This window comes from Enterobacter sp. N18-03635 (assembly GCF_004006055.1).
GTDB lineage: Bacteria > Pseudomonadota > Gammaproteobacteria > Enterobacterales > Enterobacteriaceae > Enterobacter > Enterobacter vonholyi.
Genome location: NZ_CP034769.1, coordinates 3,082,723 through 3,100,823, shown reverse-complemented (window position 1 = coordinate 3,100,823; position 18,101 = coordinate 3,082,723). Strand labels below are relative to the sequence as shown.

Sequence of the window (18,101 nt, the reverse complement as noted above, 5' to 3'; positions counted from 1 at the left end):
TTGTTCGCGAAATGCCACCCATGGTTCAGACGTATCTGATACACTGAGATTGGTATTGACTGGTATCCCAGAACAGCGACGAACACATGCAGGGGGGACTTGCCGTTTCGCATGGTCCCCCAGTCAACCTGCATCTGCCGTCCGGGCTCGGTTTCGAAGCGAACGACCGGTTCTGCCTGTGCTGGCAGGGTCTGTTTTCGGATGAACTCTCTCAGGATAGTAAGCCCTCCACGATAGCCCAGCTCCATGATTTCCCTGGCAATAACGGTCGCCGGGATTTTGTAGGGATGCGCATCGCTGATCCACTTAGAGATGTAATCACGGTATTCATCGAGCAGTGATGATGGTGCCGGGCGTGGTGAATACTGCGGCTTTTCAGATTTGGCTTTCAGGTGGCTGCGGACAGTATTGCGCGAAATACCCAGCTCCTTGGCAATGGCCCGGATACTCATTCCCCGCTTGTGCAGGACTTTAATTTCCATACGAATATCAAAAGTGATCATTAGCCCCCCTGTATTCAGAGGAGCAGATTAACCCCTGGATCAATTTTCAACCGCTGGGGTGGATCAGTTTTGCACCGTTGGTAACAGTAAATCGTTTTGTGCCTTATGCTCAAACTATAGGGCAGTCCCTACATGAGGGGGTAATTTAAAACTTAAAAGAAAATAATGATTAATTACAGTGTTATGCTAAAAGCCAAAAAAAGAATAAAAAGCTAATGAATTACATCACTTAAAAACATTAAGCTAAATTTAAAATCCCCTCAATATTAACCGCCGTCCACCTTTTATCTATGTTAATATATCAGGCGTAAGAAATGTTTGCCTGTGCATAAAGTATAAGCTTTCAAAATAAAAAAGGATGTGAAAATGAAAGTGCCCGAAGTTTTTAAATGTAAAATTTTAACCTTTTTCTTAATTTTTTTCCCGTCGGCGTATGGGGAGGTGAATTCACCAAGTATAGGTCAAGTCAGTGTTGTATTTGAATCAGCAATGGGCGATGGCGAGGAAGTATGGAAGGAAATTAAAAGTGTTCTATCGCAATGCACAACAGTCGTTACATATAATAGATATGAAACACAATTAAAAAATAAAAGAAAAATAATCGCTGATGATGTTGCAAAAAACCTTCAATTTTTCCTTGAAAATAAAAGCATAAAACCACCATATATTATGGTCGGGCATTCTCTTGGTGGTCTGTATGCCCAGGCTTTTACGAGAAATTATCCTAACCAAGTTTCAGGATTGATACTTATAGATGCCACCAGTCCACTCGAACCTGAGGGGCTATTTGAAAGCAAAAGCACTCCGAAAGCTGGGTCATATGTATCTTTGGAATATAATGGAATAAGGGAGTCTATAAAAAATATGAATTTCGGTCCATCAATGCCTAATATTCCTCTTGTTGTGTTTGCAGCTAATGAACATCAAGATACAATTGAACATGAGAATATATGGCAGGACACGCAGCGCAAAACAGCCAGACTATCAACTAAAGGGAGGTATATAGTTGTTGACACTCATCACTATATTCAAAAATCCAATCCAGAAATAATAATTAAGTCAATTTTAGATATGGTCTCTGAAAATGGTGGGGATATTTCCTCATGTGTTAAGTCAGACTTTTTGAGAGATAATTAGTATTGTATATTATATAGCACTGGCTTCGTTTATTTTACTAGGAAAGGCTATTGCTACCCATCATGTGCTGCCTTTATTTGGCATATCACAGAGGAACTGATTATTTAAATGTAATAAATTGATAAAAAATAATTTTATTGTGATGGGAACAGTTACACTGATAATCAGTTTTTACCGGTATTCCGGGCGCTCATTGGTCTGACAATACCACCAAGAAAACCCCACGCATAATAGCGTAAAGGAAAGTGATGAGTTCAGCGAATTGTAAAGCAGTATTTGTCAAGAATTTTCAGAAAATATAAACACATAGTGCAAATGCCTCGCAGGGAAGCGTGAACATTTTTAGTCATCTCTAGCCTATTTAGAGAATTTAGTCTCCAGAATTCCCGAGAGCGTTGTACTGTGGTTTACTTTGAGGTCTTTATAAATTGTATCCACGGCAAGCAAAAAGGTTGGTGAGATCCTGGTCATCTTTTTTGGTCATACCAGTTTCAGAGAGCATCTGGATACTTTGCTTAAAAATATGGCAAGTAAACGGTGTCTCATACTCACAGAGATAAAGGCTTGGCCGGAGAATATTTTACTTCGCAAAAAATTTTCTTACAAACTTTTGTATTATCGCCCTAATAAGTATTAATGCTCAGGTATGATAAATAATTTTGTCAGTATTTAGAATACTTTTGGTATTATATGATGCAGGGGGATATAAATTGATAATATTACATGGTTTGCCTTTCACGTTCAAACTCGAGCCAATAATCAATATGTTTTCACAAGAAACTATGGGTTATGAAATTTTATCGAAACCGCAGGGCAAGACTTTTAACACTGAGGCTTTTTTTTTATCGCAACCTGCTCAAATACTCGAAACCGTTTTTTACGAACAATTATCTTTTTTTACTACTCAATGTAAGCTAGACACGGAACGTTTAAGAAATCTTTTTATAAATTTGCCACTCTGTCTGCTTTTACGCAAAGGATTTCTGATAACCTTGCGCGAATACCTGACTGTTACAGATCTTAATCTGGAGATACAGTATGATCCTGTCACTCTTAAGCCAGAGGTTATGAATTGTGTAAAGACTCTGCTCTCAGAAGGCATCAAGATCTGGATTGATGATGTGGATGTCTGTGGTTGGAGTATCCTTAATGACCCTACCGGGCCGGGTATAAAGATTGATAAAGAAGCATTCTGGTCGATGTATCGATCGCGGACGCAACTTTCAGTGTTAACTCACTGCTCTGATGACAGAGTTATCGTTGAGGGGGTAGAAACATCTGATCATATCAATTATCTCAAAGATAACGGAGTCTGTTTCGGACAGGGTTATTACTGGCCGGCCATTGTGTACAAATAAATTAAATACGTATTGTAAAATATTGGTTATCAGCATTTTTCTATCTGTTATCTGTATATAGTTTCCCCGAAAGCAGGATACTCAATGGGACATTAAGTATTTATTGATATTATTCTTGCAGAACTGTGTGTCAGTATGTTAAAAAATAAGTGGTTGGAGCTGTAAACTTCTGCTTCTCGAACAGTGCAGACGGTCAGATTCGAATGCATTATTTCAGAGCACTCTTCCGAGCTAATACAAATATAATTAGTTTGCTAACTCCTTCTTGATTCGGTAAAACGTGGTACGGCTGATATCTGCTGCTTTCATGATGTGGGCTGGTTTAACGTTCTGCGCCAGCATTTCGCGAACAGTCTCACGGGCTTCCATATCTTTTTCTTTTCCCGTATACAAACCAGCCTGTTTTGCTCTTGCGATACCCTGTGCCTGGCGTTTACGACGGGTTTCATAATCTTGTCGTGCCATTGTCGCGAGGATATCGATCAGCATGGCATTGACTGCTCTCAGAATGCCGCTGGTTAGGTCACTACCGGACATTTCAACCATCTGCCAACTGGTCGGTAAGTCCATTGATACGATCACCAGCCCTTTACTGTTCAACGTAGCTTTGAGTTCAGCCCATTCTTCATGTTGAAGACGACTGAGTCGGTCAATCGATTCGATGAGAAGCAGATCGCCGGGTTGTGCTTCCTCAAGGAGATGCATCAGTTCCACACGCTCCAGCTTCGCACCACTGGCATTTTCAATGTATTCTCCGGCTACCTGCCATTTTTTGCTATGCGCAAATTCGCGCAGACTTATCAATGCACGGTCGGCATGCTGGCTTTTAGTAGATGCTCGGCAGTAGATACGGACATTCATTATGAATTCTCTTTTAAGTATTAATTTTATACCCATATGATACATTGCGGGTTTTTGTTGTCAATAGAGTTAAATTGTACCCTATTGAGACTTTGTATCATGGTCTTTATCAGGTATACCCGAATGAGACGATAAAAAGGAGGAAAACATCTGCGATTTTGCAAGGAAGGGGATACCCTCTTAACATTAAAATGGTAAACCACTTTACTAGTGTCGGTATTGGTTTGGTTAGCACCAAGTTGTTCTGAGAAAACTTTCATTGTCTGTGCGGTTTCATTGAAGAAAGATTTCAACAGCCGGCAGATTTATGTTAAGTACTGTTTAAATACCCAGTAATAAAGTTTCCATCTGGGTTAAATGAGTGATAGGATGTCACTAATAAGACCCTATGGAGGCGTTATGTCTGAATTTGAATTACTGGCGCAGGATCTGCTTGAAAAAGTGGAAATAGAAGAAAAGCAGCGACAGGAAAATGATAGAAAACTAATTGAGCAGGTATTGGAAATCTATGATCAGAAGTATGTTGCAGAGCTCTTAAGAAAAGTTGGTAAAAACGAATGGAGCCGGGAGACACTTAACCGTTGGATCAATGATAAATGCTCCCCCAGGTCACTGATTTCAGCCGAGGAGGCGCTTCTTCGAAAAATGCTTCCGGAACCACCAGCAAATCATCCAGAGTACGCGTTTCGTTTCGTTGACCTGTTTGCCGGGATTGGCGGAATTCGTAAGGGATTTGAAGCGATCGGGGGCCAGTGTGTCTTTACAAGCGAATGGAATAAACAAGCGGTACGCACCTATAAAGCTAACTGGTTTAATGACGAGCAAGCGCATACATTTAATCTCGATATCCGAGAAGTCACCCTTAGTGACAAGCCTGAGGTATCAGAGACAGATGCTTATGCTTATATCGACGAACATGTTCCAGACCATGACGTGCTTTTGGCTGGCTTCCCCTGCCAGCCATTTAGCCTTGCGGGAGTGAGTAAGAAAAATTCGCTGGGTCGCGCGCATGGTTTTGAGTGTGAAGCACAAGGAACTCTTTTCTTTGATGTGGCACGTATTATCCGGGCAAAAAAACCAGCCATTTTTGTGCTTGAGAACGTCAAAAACCTGAAAAGCCATGACAAAGGTAATACTTTTAAGGTCATCATGGAGACACTTGACGAGTTGGGCTATGAAGTTGCCGATGCGAATGAGATGGGGAAAAGCGATCCTAAAGTCATCGATGGTAAGCATTTTCTTCCTCAGCATCGTGAACGTATCGTTCTGGTGGGTTTCCGTCGCGACCTGAATATTCACAATGGCTTCACCCTTCGCGACGTCAGTCGATTTTATCCCGAACGACGTCCAGCATTTGGTGAGCTACTGGAACCAGTGGTTGATAGCAAATATATACTGACGCCTAAACTCTGGGAGTACCTTTACAACTATGCTAAAAAGCATGCCGCTAAGGGGAACGGTTTTGGTTTTGGTCTCGTTAACCCTGAAGATAAAGAAAGCGTGGCCCGCACACTTTCTGCCCGTTATCATAAAGATGGCTCCGAGATTCTGATAGACCGTGGCTGGGATATGGCTGCAGGTGAAGTCGATTTTGCGAATCCTGAAAACCAAGCTCGCCGCCCACGTAGACTGACCCCCCGCGAGTGCGCACGCCTCATGGGCTTTGAAACGCCAGACGGCAAGCCTTTCCGGATTCCGGTTTCTGACACTCAGTCATATCGTCAGTTCGGTAACTCCGTTGTGGTCCCTGTCTTTGAAGCAGTAGCCAGACTACTGGAGCCTTACATTCTCAAGGCTGTTTCTGCCAAGCCTGATTAGGCATAACTTAAACTCCCGGCTTTCACATGCCGGGAGTTTCTTATGGCAGTTCTGCGTAGAGCCCTGTAAGTTCAGCGATAAAAGCCCCTAGCGTCATTAGTTCACCTCTCACCGCTTCCGGATATTTCCTGTGTAATGATGATGGTACAACCAGTTTTACCCCAGCATCCTTCATTTCTTTATGCTGAGTCTGAGAAACTCCTTCCTGTAGTGTGAAAAGATGTATCTCTCTGATTTTGTCCGCCTCGTTTAATATCTGACGCCAGCGGTCTTTACATGTTGTCTTCACGGCTAACATACGAAGATTTTCTTCGGGGTATCCAATATCGTGGTAAGCCTCAGCTGATGGGAATAGAAAGTCAGGTTTTTTATTGCCCTCTGTAACTGCCTGTGTGGCGAAGTGTCGCAAACCATGCTCAACAAAAAGATGTTCAAGATGTAGTTCAAGTGACTTTCCAGCTCTGGATTTTCGGCGATTACTGACGGAATTAGCCAGCGCAATAAACTCATCGACAGAGCCAAATCCATTACGGATGATGTCCAGTACGTGGAACTCTTCTACCAACAGAAAAATGTCATACTCTATACGGCGTCGCTCGATGAGCTGTTCGTCCGGGTTATCAGGGTTTTTTGCATAGTGCAGACCTGCATATTGAATAATTTCATTTCCTGAAGGGAACTGCTTCTTCCAGGCGTCAGGAATATTATATTTATGATTCACTGATGCATGTTGTAGTGACAGCCCCCCCAGGATTTCACTGGACGACCCAAATAGAAGTGTCCCTGGGATGATTTCACCTATTACGGACTCAATAATATCCTCTTCATCAGGGTTGACACAGACCCATATGTCCAACTCTGAACTATCACCGCCATGTTCATCTGGCTTAAATGCCAGAACCGTTAGGGCTCCTGTGTTTTCAGGATCCTGAAGGGGACTCCCTCTTCCCCAGCGAGTGATCCTTCTCTCATTCCGGGTCCCGCCAAAAAAACGATTATTGTAATAGATAGCGCGGGCCTTACTTTCCGGATATTCATGCGATGAAACATGCGCGGTTAGATAAACAGACGGGTTCTGTTCTTGTGTATTGTTGATGGACGGGAGCAGTTTTTCAGCGATGTCGGAAGATATATATAGACCTACCTGATGTCCACCAGTTGCACCAGTATCATTAGCAGACAATCGTTTGATATAGAGAAAGTAATTTTCACCAGCTATCCTGAGCAGCCAGTCATGAAAAACCGACATAAACATCCCTCTGTTGTTTGAAAGTTCAACGTTCGATTTTTCCACAGAAATGCAGGGGGAGCCAGCAAAGTTTTCCTGATTACTTAAGTGAACAAGAGCAGATATTATTATGCCCGACATCTTTAGCGATATGCCCAGATACGGCTATCGACGTCTGTGGGAACCTGAGTAAGTGAGGTCTTACAAAGGGACTACCATCGGTAAATGCCAAACAGCTTTATAGGAGAATGAGCAGGCATAACGGTCCTGCTTATACCGTGCATTAAACGCAGAGTATTGGCATGGCCGAACGGTTCGTGAAAACGATGAAGGAGGCTATATCGCGTTCATGCTAAAGCCGGATGTGAGAACAGCACTGTGAAACCTTGCGGCAGCGTTCATACATTACAATGAAAACCACCCACACAGCGCTCAGGGATATCACTCCCCGAGGGATTACCGGCGACTGCGGGGAGCGTTAACTTAAGACACAAAAGCTGTCCGGAAATATCGTGTCAAGATCAGGTCAAGATCTGGAGGATGGTCCCAAGCATTTGCCTGACGTCACTTATGACAAATCTCCCGATCATAAATTCCACCGTTTAAAGCCAGCATTTGCTTCTTCTTCTTTGAAACCATTTTTGTCATGATTTGCGAATCATCTAAAAAAATGTCCCCAAATGTTCCTGGTCGTGCATTCCATCCAGCAATAATCACTGTATCGCCCACGTTTAATGCTGCTACAGTATTGTTATCATAATCCGTATTTTCGAAAAGGAATTTCAAGCCTTCACTTGAATCAGGGATGTGTAACGTTACTAACGGATTTTTACTGAAGGTGGCTGCGCTAATCTTTTTTATTTTTCCTGTAACCATCAATCGGCACTTTTTGAAGTCATTTGTTGCTCTGAACTCATGTTCCTGAAATCGTGCATAAACTTCTTCGGTTGTATACAGCCTTGGAAGTATATCTATTATCGATGATTTTGTTGATTGTTCGTTTTGTTGTAAAGATGCTGAACCTCCGTTCGAGAAATGTATTGATTCAGATGTTCTGGCTTGGCTGGGTGTTATTGCTATTCCGTTCAATATATAAAGTCCAAAGAAGAAGGCAACAATTGTCGTTGATTTTTTAAATTTTGAGGTCATTTTGTTTCTCCATAACTTCTATTTTAATAATACGCTCTCCATTACGATATATTTTCAGCTTGTCAGGCGGGGACTTCACTGCATTACGGATTTCGTTCATTGTATCTTTCGATAAAATATCGCAGCCTTCCATATACATAACCCTTCGGGTATCGGTATCTGGTATGTTAGTGAAGCTGCTACTGACCCATAAATCGGGTATTTCAATTCCATGTATCAGCTTCATATACACAACGATGAACGTATCTGTCAGGTGAAACCTTCCAACCGTGTATTTTCCGGTATAGGTATTACCAGAAGACGAAGCTACCCAATCGTTTTTTAAAACCAAAGTCAGTGCATTATTTTCCATTTTCAGACTCCAGTTCACGAATGCGATTGTTCGTCATGTCGGTAAGACATTTCTGTTCATTATTGCAGCCGGATTTGTGCTTTATCCATTCTCTTTGAGAAGGAAGCAATCGTTTTCGGGTTTCAGGGCTAAGGCTTTTCCAGACCGAATTAAGTTTCTCATCGCTTACTTTATAACTGTGTGTATCGACGTTTGAGGTTACTGCATTGTTTTTGGGAGCTTCGCTACCGCTGCTATAGAAAACGGGTGCACGTACTCCCTGAGCGTAATCTTTAGCTGCTTTTTCCCACACGCCTTTCCCATTGGCAGTCAACATTTTTCCGAACTCTGTGGTGTCGAAACTGTAATTGCGGATCTCGCCATTGAAATCCAGCTTCACGTTAACGGTTGTTGACTTCGAAATGCCAGTCAAGAAATCACCAGCTTCGGACCCGAAGGAACAAGCGACTTCTTTAGTATCACTGACATTAGGGCGTAACCCGTGCATCGTGAATCTGCCGTTATCAGTTGTAGCAGTGATATCTACCAGCGGAACGATTGATGAGGATTGCTTTGTCATCGCGAAGCATATCCCCTTCAGATTTACATCCCTGTCCATCCCGAGAAACATCAGGGCGTTTTTGTCGCTGCTTGCGACACCTGCTGATTTTGCCTCTGGCAAGAAATAGACGGTACTGGAGGCGGTGGTTATACCTGAAACGAAAACAACACCTGACGCCATGATTTTTAAGGTTTTTATAAGGATAGTCATTCTGGATGCCTCCTATCGTTCTCACTCCATCGTGGACAGAGTATTCATTCCATGAGTCTTGTTTACGAGAAACACCAACCGAAGAATCATGATCTTACATTGATCTATGAAATCTATCAATATTGCAAAATTGATCTATAAAAACGATCAATTGACGTGGGAGGAAGAGAGGGGATTGTTACTAAGTCGATTGTATTTACAGGGTTTTTGTATGGTTCATATGCTTGACGCTAATGTGGGGCTGCGCTTAGTCTTGAATACTGCGATTGAAAGACATAACCATCTACTTTGTGTGGGGTTTCCGGCAACCATAGAGGTGTTTCGATAAGAAGCGGTGCAACTCGCACTGTTCGTAGGCATAATGAATACGATGTAATTTGAACCCTTGCTCTAAAACGCTCGGTATCAAGTTTTACGGGGCTTTGGTATGGAATGGTATCTGCGGGACGGTTTGGTTGCTTTCCCCTTGTCAGGTAGGCAAGGGGAGAGTGATTTAGCGTGTTATTTACTGTGAAAGTTTCTTTAAGTCTTCCAGTGAGTTAATCTCGTACTTAATGCCGTTGACAGTTGCATATGATTTGCTCGTAATGCCATCTACCCTGATAGCCATTCCACTGTCTTCGTCTCGGGTTACGCCATCCTCCAGCTCGGTTATAAATGTCGGGTTTAGAATGCTGACTTCGTGTTTGTCTTTAATATGCTGCGCAAATTTTTCAGGTGAAATCAGTTCATCAATGAAGGAGTGCAACACAAGTCCCTGCATTTTTAGTAAGTCATGATCGTTTACTGTTTGTGCCTCTACATACGAAATACCAGGTGATCTGTTGCGATTAAACTTAATCACTATTCTCTGCTTTGTTTCGTCGGCGAAGGTCACTTCAAAATGACTGTGCCGACCATCAATGTCATAACAATCAATACGTTTGATAGCTTGCTTTACCTTCAGTCTAATCCGCTTACGCTCAGGATTCTTTGTGTCATGAACATCGAAATGTCGGAATTGATCCCAGCCAGTAGTTTGAATTTCTGAACGGCTGATTTTGTACTGTTGAAACTCTTTCTCAAGCGTAATTTTTTTTTGTTTATTGGCATTAATCTGATCTGCCAATTCTTCGATGTTGTCTGTCAAAGTTGCTAGTTTTAGCAGCTTCTTAACAGCTTCAGATGCCTTTTCAATCTCAGATTCGTACCATGCTGTTTTATCCTCTTGGTGGTTGTTCCAGACGTGATCAGCGATTAGTTGTAAAACAGTGTGCTCAAGTTGGTATGACGTAAATCCTTTTTTACCGCAAGGTTTACCCTGAACGATTTTTGAACCACATATATATCGGTACTTGTTTTCACTTGAACCAGATTTGAACATGAAAGATCCACATTTACCGCAAAAAAGAATACCGATACCTGAGAGTAGCGGTATTTCAGGTTCAGGATTACCTCCTGGATATGTTGATGAACTACGAGTGACAGCACGATGTCGATCTAACTTCGAAAGTGTCAAGTAGTCTACTTCCGACATAAGTGCTGGATAGTAATCCGGAATAATGAATGTTTCTTTCAACGGTTCATCTGATTCGGAATCGTATATGATGGCACCTGATTCATCGCGTTTATCCAGCGTGAAGATTTTTTGTCCGTGAACAGTGGGATTCAAAAAGGTTCTGATCAAATGTTTGCCCCATTGCTCCGTTTTGGGTGTCAGCGCTTGACCTGTCTTGTCTTTATAAACCCTCTTTTTAGGGGCAGTGTAGTGTTCGTTAAGATATCGTTGGATACCAAGAAGAGTTTCACCGTTTTGTTTTAGTTCGATAATCTTCTGCGCTGCGGCAAAATAAATGGAGTGTGGGGTAACGTATCCTGATTTTGTGTCTACCCACCAGACATTCTGACCTACTGATTCTATGGCTTTTGCTGGTGTTCCCGGTTCTCTTGTCAGGTTGTGTCTTATCAGCGAACGAGCCTGGGCTTCAACCCGATTCTTTTTTATCAACGATTCGTCGTGGGCGCGTGTGAACATCAACAACGAAATGATTAAATCGGTTGGATTATTCTTTACGTCCGCGTACTTATAGACCTTTTCATCCATACCAGTAACAACGACTATCCCCTTGCTAAGTATGCTCTTGAATATATCCAAAGCGCTCCAGGCATCATCACGACTAATGCGGTCAAGATTTTCGACTACCAGCCACGAACCAACGGGAACTTTAACCCCAATCTGCTTGATGAACTCCGATAGCTTCCCTTCATGAGCATTTTTTCCTTTGAACGCGGACATGCCGAGATCATGGAAAGCCGTTGTATCAAGTTCGAGATTATAACGGGTCGCAATTTTTAGAGCGGTATCTTGCTGACGCTCCAGGGAGTTGCCTTCCCGTTGTTTCACAGATGAAAAACGCACGTACGAATACAGCTTAGGTTTCATTAAGTGTGATTCCCTTCGGATGGTATTGATTGATCAGATGGACCTGATGCTAACAGCAGGAATGTGAATTTTAAACAGTGAATAATTATATGTTAGGCAAGCCTGCCAATACCCGCTGCGTTCAGCTCTCTGAAAATAATCTTTGCAAGATCTTTGGCTCACCGCTGCGCCCGAGAGTTTGCTCCGGGCTTCAGCCCACGGCCGAAATGTGCGGCAGCACGCGCGAGCAGGCGATGACGTACCTTCTTGAGCTTGAATCGCTCACCGCACCTTAAACGTCTTTAATCCTCGCCAGACAGCCAATCGTCAGCGTACACATCACCAGCGCAATCCAGAACACCGTGTGATAGTCCCAAATTTCTGCCACAACACCGGCCATTGAGCCGGCAATAATCCAGCCCACGCGGGTGGTATTAGTATAAAGGGTGGTGGCAGAGCCTGCCTGGCCGGGCATCAAATCCTGGAAATAGAGCATGCCTATCCCTGCGAGAATGCCAATATAGATGGCGTTCAGCAGCTGTAAAGCCAGCAACAGCCCCGGCGTATGTACCGTCAGCATGCCGAGATAGAACAGCAGACCGGCGATGGCGGCAATGCGCATTAAAAAACGCTTTCCGAAGCGCTTTGCGTAATAGCCCGCAATGAGCATGGTCGGGATCTCAAGCCCGGCCGCGGTGCCCATCATGATTCCCGCCAGCTTTTCCGACAGGTGCAGTTCATCAATAATAAACAGCGGCATATTGATGATATACAGGCTATTGGTGCCCCACATCAGCGTGCAGACAACAAACAGGAGCAGGGCATCGCGGCGGTTACGGCGCGGCGCTTCCAGTACGCCCGTTGCCACTTTGGGCTCTTTGCGCATGGACGGCAGGAAGAACCACACCAGCGCGCCGCATACCACAAACGCGACAGCGGCACTCAGGTACATCACCGTAAAGCCAAAACCCATCGCCAGCGCGTAGGCCAGCGGCGGGCCAATCACCCATGCCAGAGACACCTGAGCACGCAGGACTGAGCTGAACATCACCGCTTCACGTCCGGTATGGTCCGCGTGTTCGCGGGCAAGGGCGAACAGCTGGGGGTTAGCCGTTGAGCCAAAGCTGCTCAGGAATACCCCGACGAAGAGCAGAATGAAATAGTTGCGGTTCCAGGCAAACAGAACGCAGGCCATGACCCCCAGCAGGCAGCAGAAAACGATCAGGCTTTTACGATCGCCTTTTCTGTCGGAGCGTCCCGCCAGAAACTGGCTGACCAGGATGCCGATGATGGCGCTTCCGGTAAAAAAGAAGCCAACCAGCGCCGGACGAACATGAACCTCATTTGTCAGAAATAGGCTCAGCGTCGGCGTCTGTAACGCACCGGCAATGCCCGTGAAGAAGGCAACAATCAGGAAGGCCGCTGAGGTTAAATCAAAGGGCTTCGGCGAGGCAGCCGCAGGGGTGTTATGCATGTTTTATAATTAGCGAGTAGCAGAGAGGGGCGGAGTGTACGCCGTCAGCTAAAAAATAAACAGTGGGCGCGGTCAATGATGCCACGAAAAATCAAAATGGCATTTCATCTTACACCCACATCGGCTGACCTTAGCTGAAACTGACTTGCTGAACTTCAGCAAAATTCAGCTGAACGAAGAAGAAATGTGCTGTATCTCTAAATTCTGACATCAGAAAGACGAGTTTACTTGCAAGGTATTGCAGAAAACGCAAGACTTTTTGAAACGTTTCAGCGCTATCTTGTTTAAACAAACGGAGCAGGCTAGCGCATTTTTTCTCATTAAAGCTGAAACGATTCAATTTCAGCAGGAGTGGAGAACCATGTTCCAGTTATCTGTTCAGGATATCCACCCGGGCGCTCAGGCCGGGGATAAAGAAGAGGCTATTCGCCAGGTTGCCGCTGCGCTTGTGCAGGCGGGTAACGTCGCGGACGGCTATGTCAACGGCATGCTGGCGCGCGAGCAGCAGACCTCAACCTTCCTCGGCAATGGGATCGCCATTCCGCACGGCACCACCGACACCCGCGATCAGGTGTTGAAAACCGGCGTTAAGGTTTACCAGTTCCCGCAGGGCGTGCTCTGGGGAGACGGTCAGGTAGCCTATGTGGCTATCGGTATCGCGGCCAGCAGCGATGAACACTTAGGTCTGCTGCGTCAGCTGACGCATGTCCTGAGTGATGACGCGGTGGCTGAACAGCTTAAGTCCGCCACCACAGCGGAAGAGCTGCGCGCCTTGCTGATGGGCGAAAAACAGAGCGAAGCGCTGAAACTGGATAATGAAACGCTGACGCTGGACGTGGTTGCTTCCGATCTGGTGACGCTGCAGGCGCTGAACGCCGGTCGTCTGAAAGAAGCCGGCGCGGCGGATGCCACCTTTGTGACGCGCGTGATTAACGATAAGCCGTTGAATCTGGGTCAGGGTATCTGGCTGAACGACAGTGCTGAAGGCAACCTGCGCAGCGCTATCGCCGTGAGCCGCGCGGCCAACGCGTTTGACGTAGAAGGCGAGCGCGCGGCCATGCTGGTGACCGTGGCGATGGCTGATGAACAGCCGGTTTCCGTGCTGAAGCGTCTGGGCGACCTGTTGTTGAACAACAAAGCTGAAAAACTGCTGAACGCTGATGCCTCCACCGTGCTGGCACTGCTGACCAGTGATGATGTGCTGACGGATGACGTGCAAACTGCGGAGTTCGTGGTGCGTAACGAACACGGCCTGCATGCCCGTCCGGGTACCATGCTGGTGAATACCATTAAACAATTCGAGAGTGAGATCACCGTGGCGAATCTTGACGGCACGGGCAAACCGGCCAACGGCCGTAGTCTGATGAAAGTTGTCGCGCTGGGCGTGAAGAAAGGTCACCGTTTGCGTTTCACCGCGCAGGGTGCTGATGCTGAACAGGCGCTGAAAGCGATTGGCGACGCCATCGCGGCGGGTCTGGGGGAGGGCGCATAATGAGCAGACGTGTTGCGACTATTACGCTGAACCCGGCTTATGACCTGGTAGGATTTTGCCCGGAAATTGAGCGCGGCGAAGTCAACCTCGTGCGTACCACCGGCCTGCATGCTGCGGGCAAAGGGATTAACGTCGCGAAAGTGCTCAAGGATCTCGGTATCGACGTCACCGTGGGGGGATTCCTCGGTAAAGATAACCAGGATGGTTTCCAGCAGCTGTTCAGCGAGCTGGGCATTGCCAACCGTTTTCAGGTTGTTCAGGGCCGTACCCGAATCAACGTTAAGCTGACTGAGAAAGACGGTGAAGTGACCGATCTGAACTTCTCTGGCTTCGAAGTGACGCCGTCAGACTGGGAGCGTTTTGTTAACGATTCTCTGACCTGGCTGGGTCAGTTTGACATGGTCTGCGTCAGCGGCAGCCTGCCGTCCGGCGTGAGCCCGGAAGCGTTTACCGACTGGATGACGCGCCTTCGCAGCCAGTGCCCGTGCATTATTTTTGACAGCAGCCGCGACGCGCTGGTCGCCGGTCTGAAAGCCTCGCCGTGGCTGGTGAAGCCGAATCGCCGCGAGCTGGAAATCTGGGCGGGTCGTAAGCTGCCAGAACTAAAAGATGTGATTGAAGCTGCCCATGCGCTGCGCGAGCAGGGTATCGCTCACGTGGTTATCTCGCTTGGTGCAGAAGGCGCGTTGTGGGTTAACGCGTCTGGCGAATGGATCGCCAAACCGCCGTCAATGGAAGTTGTGAGTACCGTTGGCGCAGGGGATTCAATGGTTGGCGGCCTGATTTACGGCCTGCTGATGCGTGAATCCAGTGAACATACTTTACGTCTTGCCACTGCCGTTGCTGCCCTGGCCGTAAGCCAGAGCAATGTCGGTATTACCGATCGTACCCAGTTAGCCGCGATGATGGCGCGCGTTGACTTAAAACCTTTTAACTAACAGCAGGAGAGGAATAATGAAAACGCTGCTGATCATTGACTCCGGTCTCGGACAGGCTCGCGCCTATATGGCGAAGACCTTGCTGGGAGCGGCGGCGAACAAAGCACATCTCGAGATGACTGATAACCCTGGCGATGCCGAACTGGCCATTGTACTGGGCGACAAAATCCCGGCTGACAGTGCGCTGAACGGCAAAAAAGTGTGGCTGGGCGATATTAATCGCGCGGTGGCTCATCCGGAACTGTTCCTGAGCGAAGCGAAAGGTCACGCGTCTGTTTACAGCGCGCCCGTCGCGACGGCACCGGCTGCGGCCACGGGCCCGAAACGCATTGTTGCGGTGACGGCCTGTCCGACGGGTGTGGCTCACACCTTTATGGCGGCTGAAGCCATTGAAACCGAAGCGAAAAAACGCGGCTGGTGGGTTAAAGTTGAAACGCGCGGCTCCGTCGGTGCCGGCAACGCTATCACCCCTGAAGAAGTGGCTGAGGCCGATCTGGTGATTGTGGCGGCGGATATCGAAGTGGACCTGGCGAAATTTGCCGGTAAGCCAATGTACCGCACGTCTACCGGCCTGGCGCTGAAAAAGACTGCGCAGGAGTTTGATAAAGCGCTGGTGGAAGCGAAGCCGTATCAGGCAACTGGCGCGCGTCAAACCGCGACGGAAGGTAAGAAAGAGTCCGCAGGCGCCTATCGTCACCTGCTGACCGGCGTGTCTTACATGCTGCCGATGGTGGTTGCGGGTGGTCTGTGTATCGCGCTCTCGTTCGCATTTGGTATTACCGCGTTTAAAGAGCAAGGCACGCTGGCCGCTGCGTTAATGCAGATTGGTGGCGGTTCCGCATTTGCATTGATGGTACCCGTTCTGGCAGGCTTTATTGCTTTCTCCATCGCTGATCGTCCTGGCCTCACGCCGGGTCTTATCGGCGGTATGCTGGCCGTAAGCACCGGTTCCGGCTTTATCGGCGGTATCATCGCGGGCTTCCTCGCCGGTTACGTCGCGAAGCTCATCAGCTCGAAGCTCAAGCTGCCGCAGAGTATGGAAGCGCTGAAGCCGATTCTGATCATCCCGCTGATTTCCAGCCTGGTGGTCGGTCTGGCGATGATTTACCTGATTGGTAAGCCGGTTGCAGGCATCCTGGCGGGTCTGACCCACTGGCTGCAAACCATGGGTACCGCGAACGCGGTTCTGCTGGGGGCAATTCTCGGCGGCATGATGTGTACCGACATGGGGGGTCCGGTAAACAAAGCGGCGTACGCCTTTGGTGTTGGCCTGCTGAGTACCCAGACCTACGCGCCAATGGCAGCGATCATGGCGGCAGGTATGGTGCCACCTCTGGCGCTCGGCCTGGCGACGATTATTGCCCGTCGTAAGTTCGATAAAGCGCAGCAGGAAGGCGGTAAAGCCGCGCTGGTGCTGGGTCTGTGCTTCATCACCGAAGGCGCGATTCCGTTCGCGGCCCGTGACCCAATGCGTGTACTGCCGTGCTGTATCGCGGGTGGTGCAGTGACCGGGGCGATCTCCATGGCGATTGGCGCGAAGCTGATGGCACCACACGGCGGTCTGTTTGTTCTGCTGATCCCTGGCGCCATCACGCCGGTACTGGGCTACCTGCTGGCCATCGTCGCCGGTACGCTGGTCGCGGGTCTCTCTTACGCGGTGCTGAAACGTCCGGAAGCGGAAGTTGTGGCAAAAGCAGCGTAAGCGATAAATAATAAAAAAGCCGGGTCGCATTACGCACCCGGCTTTTTTTATGCCGCCTGTTCAGCAGTTTGCTGAGCCTTCAGCCAGGCAATCTCTTCTGCCCAGATGTCCGGATTAATGGTTTCAAGCACCATCGGAATACCGTCGAAGCGGGCGTCCTGCATGATAAAGCGAAACGCATCGTGGCCAATGTTGCCTTCGCCCAGGCTGTGGTGGCGGTCAACGCGGCTGCCAAAGGCGCTTTTCGCATCGTTTAAGTGCATTCCGCGCAGGTACTTAAAGCCAACTACGCGCTCGAACTCATCAAACGTGTTTTTCGTTGCCTCGGTGGTGCGAAGGTCATAACCGGCGGCAAACGCGTGGCAGGTATCAATGCACACGCCGACGCGGGATTTATCCTCCACGCCGTCGATAATCGCCGCCAGATGTTCGAACTTAAAGCCGAGGTTGCTGCCCTGACCGGCGGTATTCTCAATCACCGCGGTGACGCCTTTGGTCTTGTCCAGCGTGATGTTGATGGATTCGGCAATGCGCGCGAGGCAGGCATCTTCATCGATCTGCATCAGATGGCTGCCAGGATGGAAGTTCAGCAGCGTCAGCCCAAGCTGCTCACAGCGCTGAACTTCATCAAGAAACGCCTCGCGGGATTTTTCCAGCGCCTCTTCAACCGGGTGCCCGAGGTTAATGAGATAGCTGTCGTGGGGAAGGATCTGGCCTGGCCCGTAGTGGTACTTCTCACAGGCAGCTTTGAAATCGTCAATCACCTCGGCGGTGAGCGGTGCGGCGCGCCACTGGCGCTGATTTTTGGTGAACAGGGCGAAAGCGGTCGCCTCAATTTCGGCGGCGCGAATGGCGGCATTCGCAAGGCCACCTGCAGCGCTGACGTGCGCTCCAACATATTTCATAAAGGGACTCCTGTTAACCCGAAATGCCTATG

General features: G+C 47.5%; 15 protein-coding genes and 2 pseudogenes. 8 read left to right on the top strand and 9 right to left on the bottom strand.

Annotation, left to right across the window (positions count from 1 at the left end):
* Nucleotides 1-62 precede the first annotated feature (62 nt).
* Nucleotides 63-503 (bottom strand): annotated as a pseudogene (locus ELK40_RS15470) (helix-turn-helix domain-containing protein); the annotation flags it as partial.
* A 366-nt stretch (nucleotides 504-869) separates the two neighbouring features.
* On the opposite strand from ELK40_RS15470, the gene ELK40_RS15465 reads away from it, so the two are divergent.
* Nucleotides 870-1,640, top strand: coding sequence for an alpha/beta fold hydrolase (locus tag ELK40_RS15465; RefSeq protein WP_127731710.1), 771 nt, complete (start codon nucleotides 870-872; stop codon nucleotides 1,638-1,640).
* Between the two features lie 782 nt (nucleotides 1,641-2,422).
* On the top strand, nucleotides 2,423-2,998 hold the full coding sequence (locus ELK40_RS15460; protein ID WP_244599389.1) for an EAL domain-containing protein: 576 nt from the start codon (nucleotides 2,423-2,425) through the stop codon (nucleotides 2,996-2,998).
* Nucleotides 2,999-3,244: 246 nt separating this feature from the next.
* Here the strand turns inward: ELK40_RS15460 and ELK40_RS15455 are convergent, their stop codons facing one another.
* Nucleotides 3,245-3,859, bottom strand: coding sequence for a recombinase family protein (locus ELK40_RS15455; RefSeq protein ID WP_127731706.1), 615 nt, complete (start codon nucleotides 3,857-3,859; stop codon nucleotides 3,245-3,247).
* A 399-nt stretch (nucleotides 3,860-4,258) separates the two neighbouring features.
* On the opposite strand from ELK40_RS15455, the gene ELK40_RS15450 reads away from it, so the two are divergent.
* Nucleotides 4,259-5,677 carry a DNA cytosine methyltransferase gene (locus ELK40_RS15450; protein ID WP_050863415.1) on the top strand — a complete coding sequence of 473 codons (1,419 nt, stop codon included), beginning with the start codon at nucleotides 4,259-4,261 and terminating at the stop codon, nucleotides 5,675-5,677.
* A 40-nt stretch (nucleotides 5,678-5,717) separates the two neighbouring features.
* Here ELK40_RS15450 and ELK40_RS15445 read toward each other — a convergent pair whose 3' ends face one another.
* Nucleotides 5,718-6,926, bottom strand: a complete 1,209-nt coding sequence (locus ELK40_RS15445) for a type II restriction endonuclease (protein ID WP_127731704.1) — start codon at nucleotides 6,924-6,926, stop codon at nucleotides 5,718-5,720.
* Between the two features lie 269 nt (nucleotides 6,927-7,195).
* On the opposite strand from ELK40_RS15445, the pseudogene ELK40_RS15440 reads away from it, so the two are divergent.
* A pseudogene (locus ELK40_RS15440) lies at nucleotides 7,196-7,392 on the top strand (integrase core domain-containing protein); the annotation flags it as partial.
* A 77-nt stretch (nucleotides 7,393-7,469) separates the two neighbouring features.
* Here ELK40_RS15440 and ELK40_RS22890 read toward each other — a convergent pair.
* From ELK40_RS22890 to ELK40_RS15415, 4 genes are all read right to left on the bottom strand, one after another.
* A complete protein-coding gene (locus tag ELK40_RS22890; protein ID WP_063929242.1) occupies nucleotides 7,470-8,054 on the bottom strand; it encodes a hypothetical protein in 585 nt (194 codons plus the stop codon).
* Complete coding sequence (locus ELK40_RS15430) at nucleotides 8,038-8,406, bottom strand: hypothetical protein (protein WP_127731702.1); 369 nt, start codon at nucleotides 8,404-8,406, stop codon at nucleotides 8,038-8,040. Before ELK40_RS15430 ends, ELK40_RS22890 begins: the two co-directional genes overlap by 17 nt.
* Nucleotides 8,396-9,157, bottom strand: coding sequence for a lysozyme inhibitor LprI family protein (locus tag ELK40_RS15425; protein ID WP_206529366.1), 762 nt, complete (start codon nucleotides 9,155-9,157; stop codon nucleotides 8,396-8,398). Before ELK40_RS15425 ends, ELK40_RS15430 begins: the two co-directional genes overlap by 11 nt.
* Nucleotides 9,158-9,662: 505 nt before the next feature.
* Nucleotides 9,663-11,579 carry a recombinase family protein gene (locus ELK40_RS15415; RefSeq protein ID WP_127731698.1) on the bottom strand — a complete coding sequence of 639 codons (1,917 nt, stop codon included), beginning with the start codon at nucleotides 11,577-11,579 and terminating at the stop codon, nucleotides 9,663-9,665.
* Between the two features lie 89 nt (nucleotides 11,580-11,668).
* Here ELK40_RS15415 and ELK40_RS15410 point away from each other — a divergent pair, with 89 nt between their 5' ends.
* Nucleotides 11,669-11,854: a Fe-S-cluster oxidoreductase gene (locus tag ELK40_RS15410; RefSeq protein ID WP_127731696.1), complete on the top strand. Its 186-nt coding sequence runs from the start codon at nucleotides 11,669-11,671 to the stop codon at nucleotides 11,852-11,854.
* Here the strand turns inward: ELK40_RS15410 and setB are convergent.
* Entirely contained in the window at nucleotides 11,851-13,032 is a 1,182-nt protein-coding gene (gene setB, locus ELK40_RS15405; protein ID WP_127731694.1) for a sugar efflux transporter SetB, read from the bottom strand. The two genes, ELK40_RS15410 and setB, sit on opposite strands and share 4 nt — an antisense overlap.
* 361 nt (nucleotides 13,033-13,393) lie before the next feature.
* On the opposite strand from setB, the gene fruB reads away from it, so the two are divergent.
* Genes fruB through fruA form a run of 3 tightly spaced genes read left to right on the top strand, consistent with a single transcriptional unit; the run spans nucleotide 13,394 to nucleotide 17,164 of the window.
* Nucleotides 13,394-14,524: a fused PTS fructose transporter subunit IIA/HPr protein gene (gene fruB, locus ELK40_RS15400; protein ID WP_111965334.1), complete on the top strand. Its 1,131-nt coding sequence runs from the start codon at nucleotides 13,394-13,396 to the stop codon at nucleotides 14,522-14,524.
* Nucleotides 14,524-15,462, top strand: coding sequence for a 1-phosphofructokinase (gene fruK / locus ELK40_RS15395; RefSeq protein WP_115875857.1), 939 nt, complete (start codon nucleotides 14,524-14,526; stop codon nucleotides 15,460-15,462). The genes fruB and fruK overlap by 1 nt, the downstream gene beginning before the upstream one ends.
* Nucleotides 15,463-15,478: 16 nt before the next feature.
* Nucleotides 15,479-17,164 carry a PTS fructose transporter subunit IIBC gene (gene fruA, locus ELK40_RS15390; protein ID WP_127731692.1) on the top strand — a complete coding sequence of 562 codons (1,686 nt, stop codon included), beginning with the start codon at nucleotides 15,479-15,481 and terminating at the stop codon, nucleotides 17,162-17,164.
* Between the two features lie 47 nt (nucleotides 17,165-17,211).
* Here fruA and nfo read toward each other — a convergent pair whose 3' ends face one another.
* Nucleotides 17,212-18,069 carry a deoxyribonuclease IV gene (nfo, locus tag ELK40_RS15385; RefSeq protein ID WP_127731690.1) on the bottom strand — a complete coding sequence of 286 codons (858 nt, stop codon included), beginning with the start codon at nucleotides 18,067-18,069 and terminating at the stop codon, nucleotides 17,212-17,214.
* Between the last annotated feature and the right edge of the window lie 32 nt (nucleotides 18,070-18,101).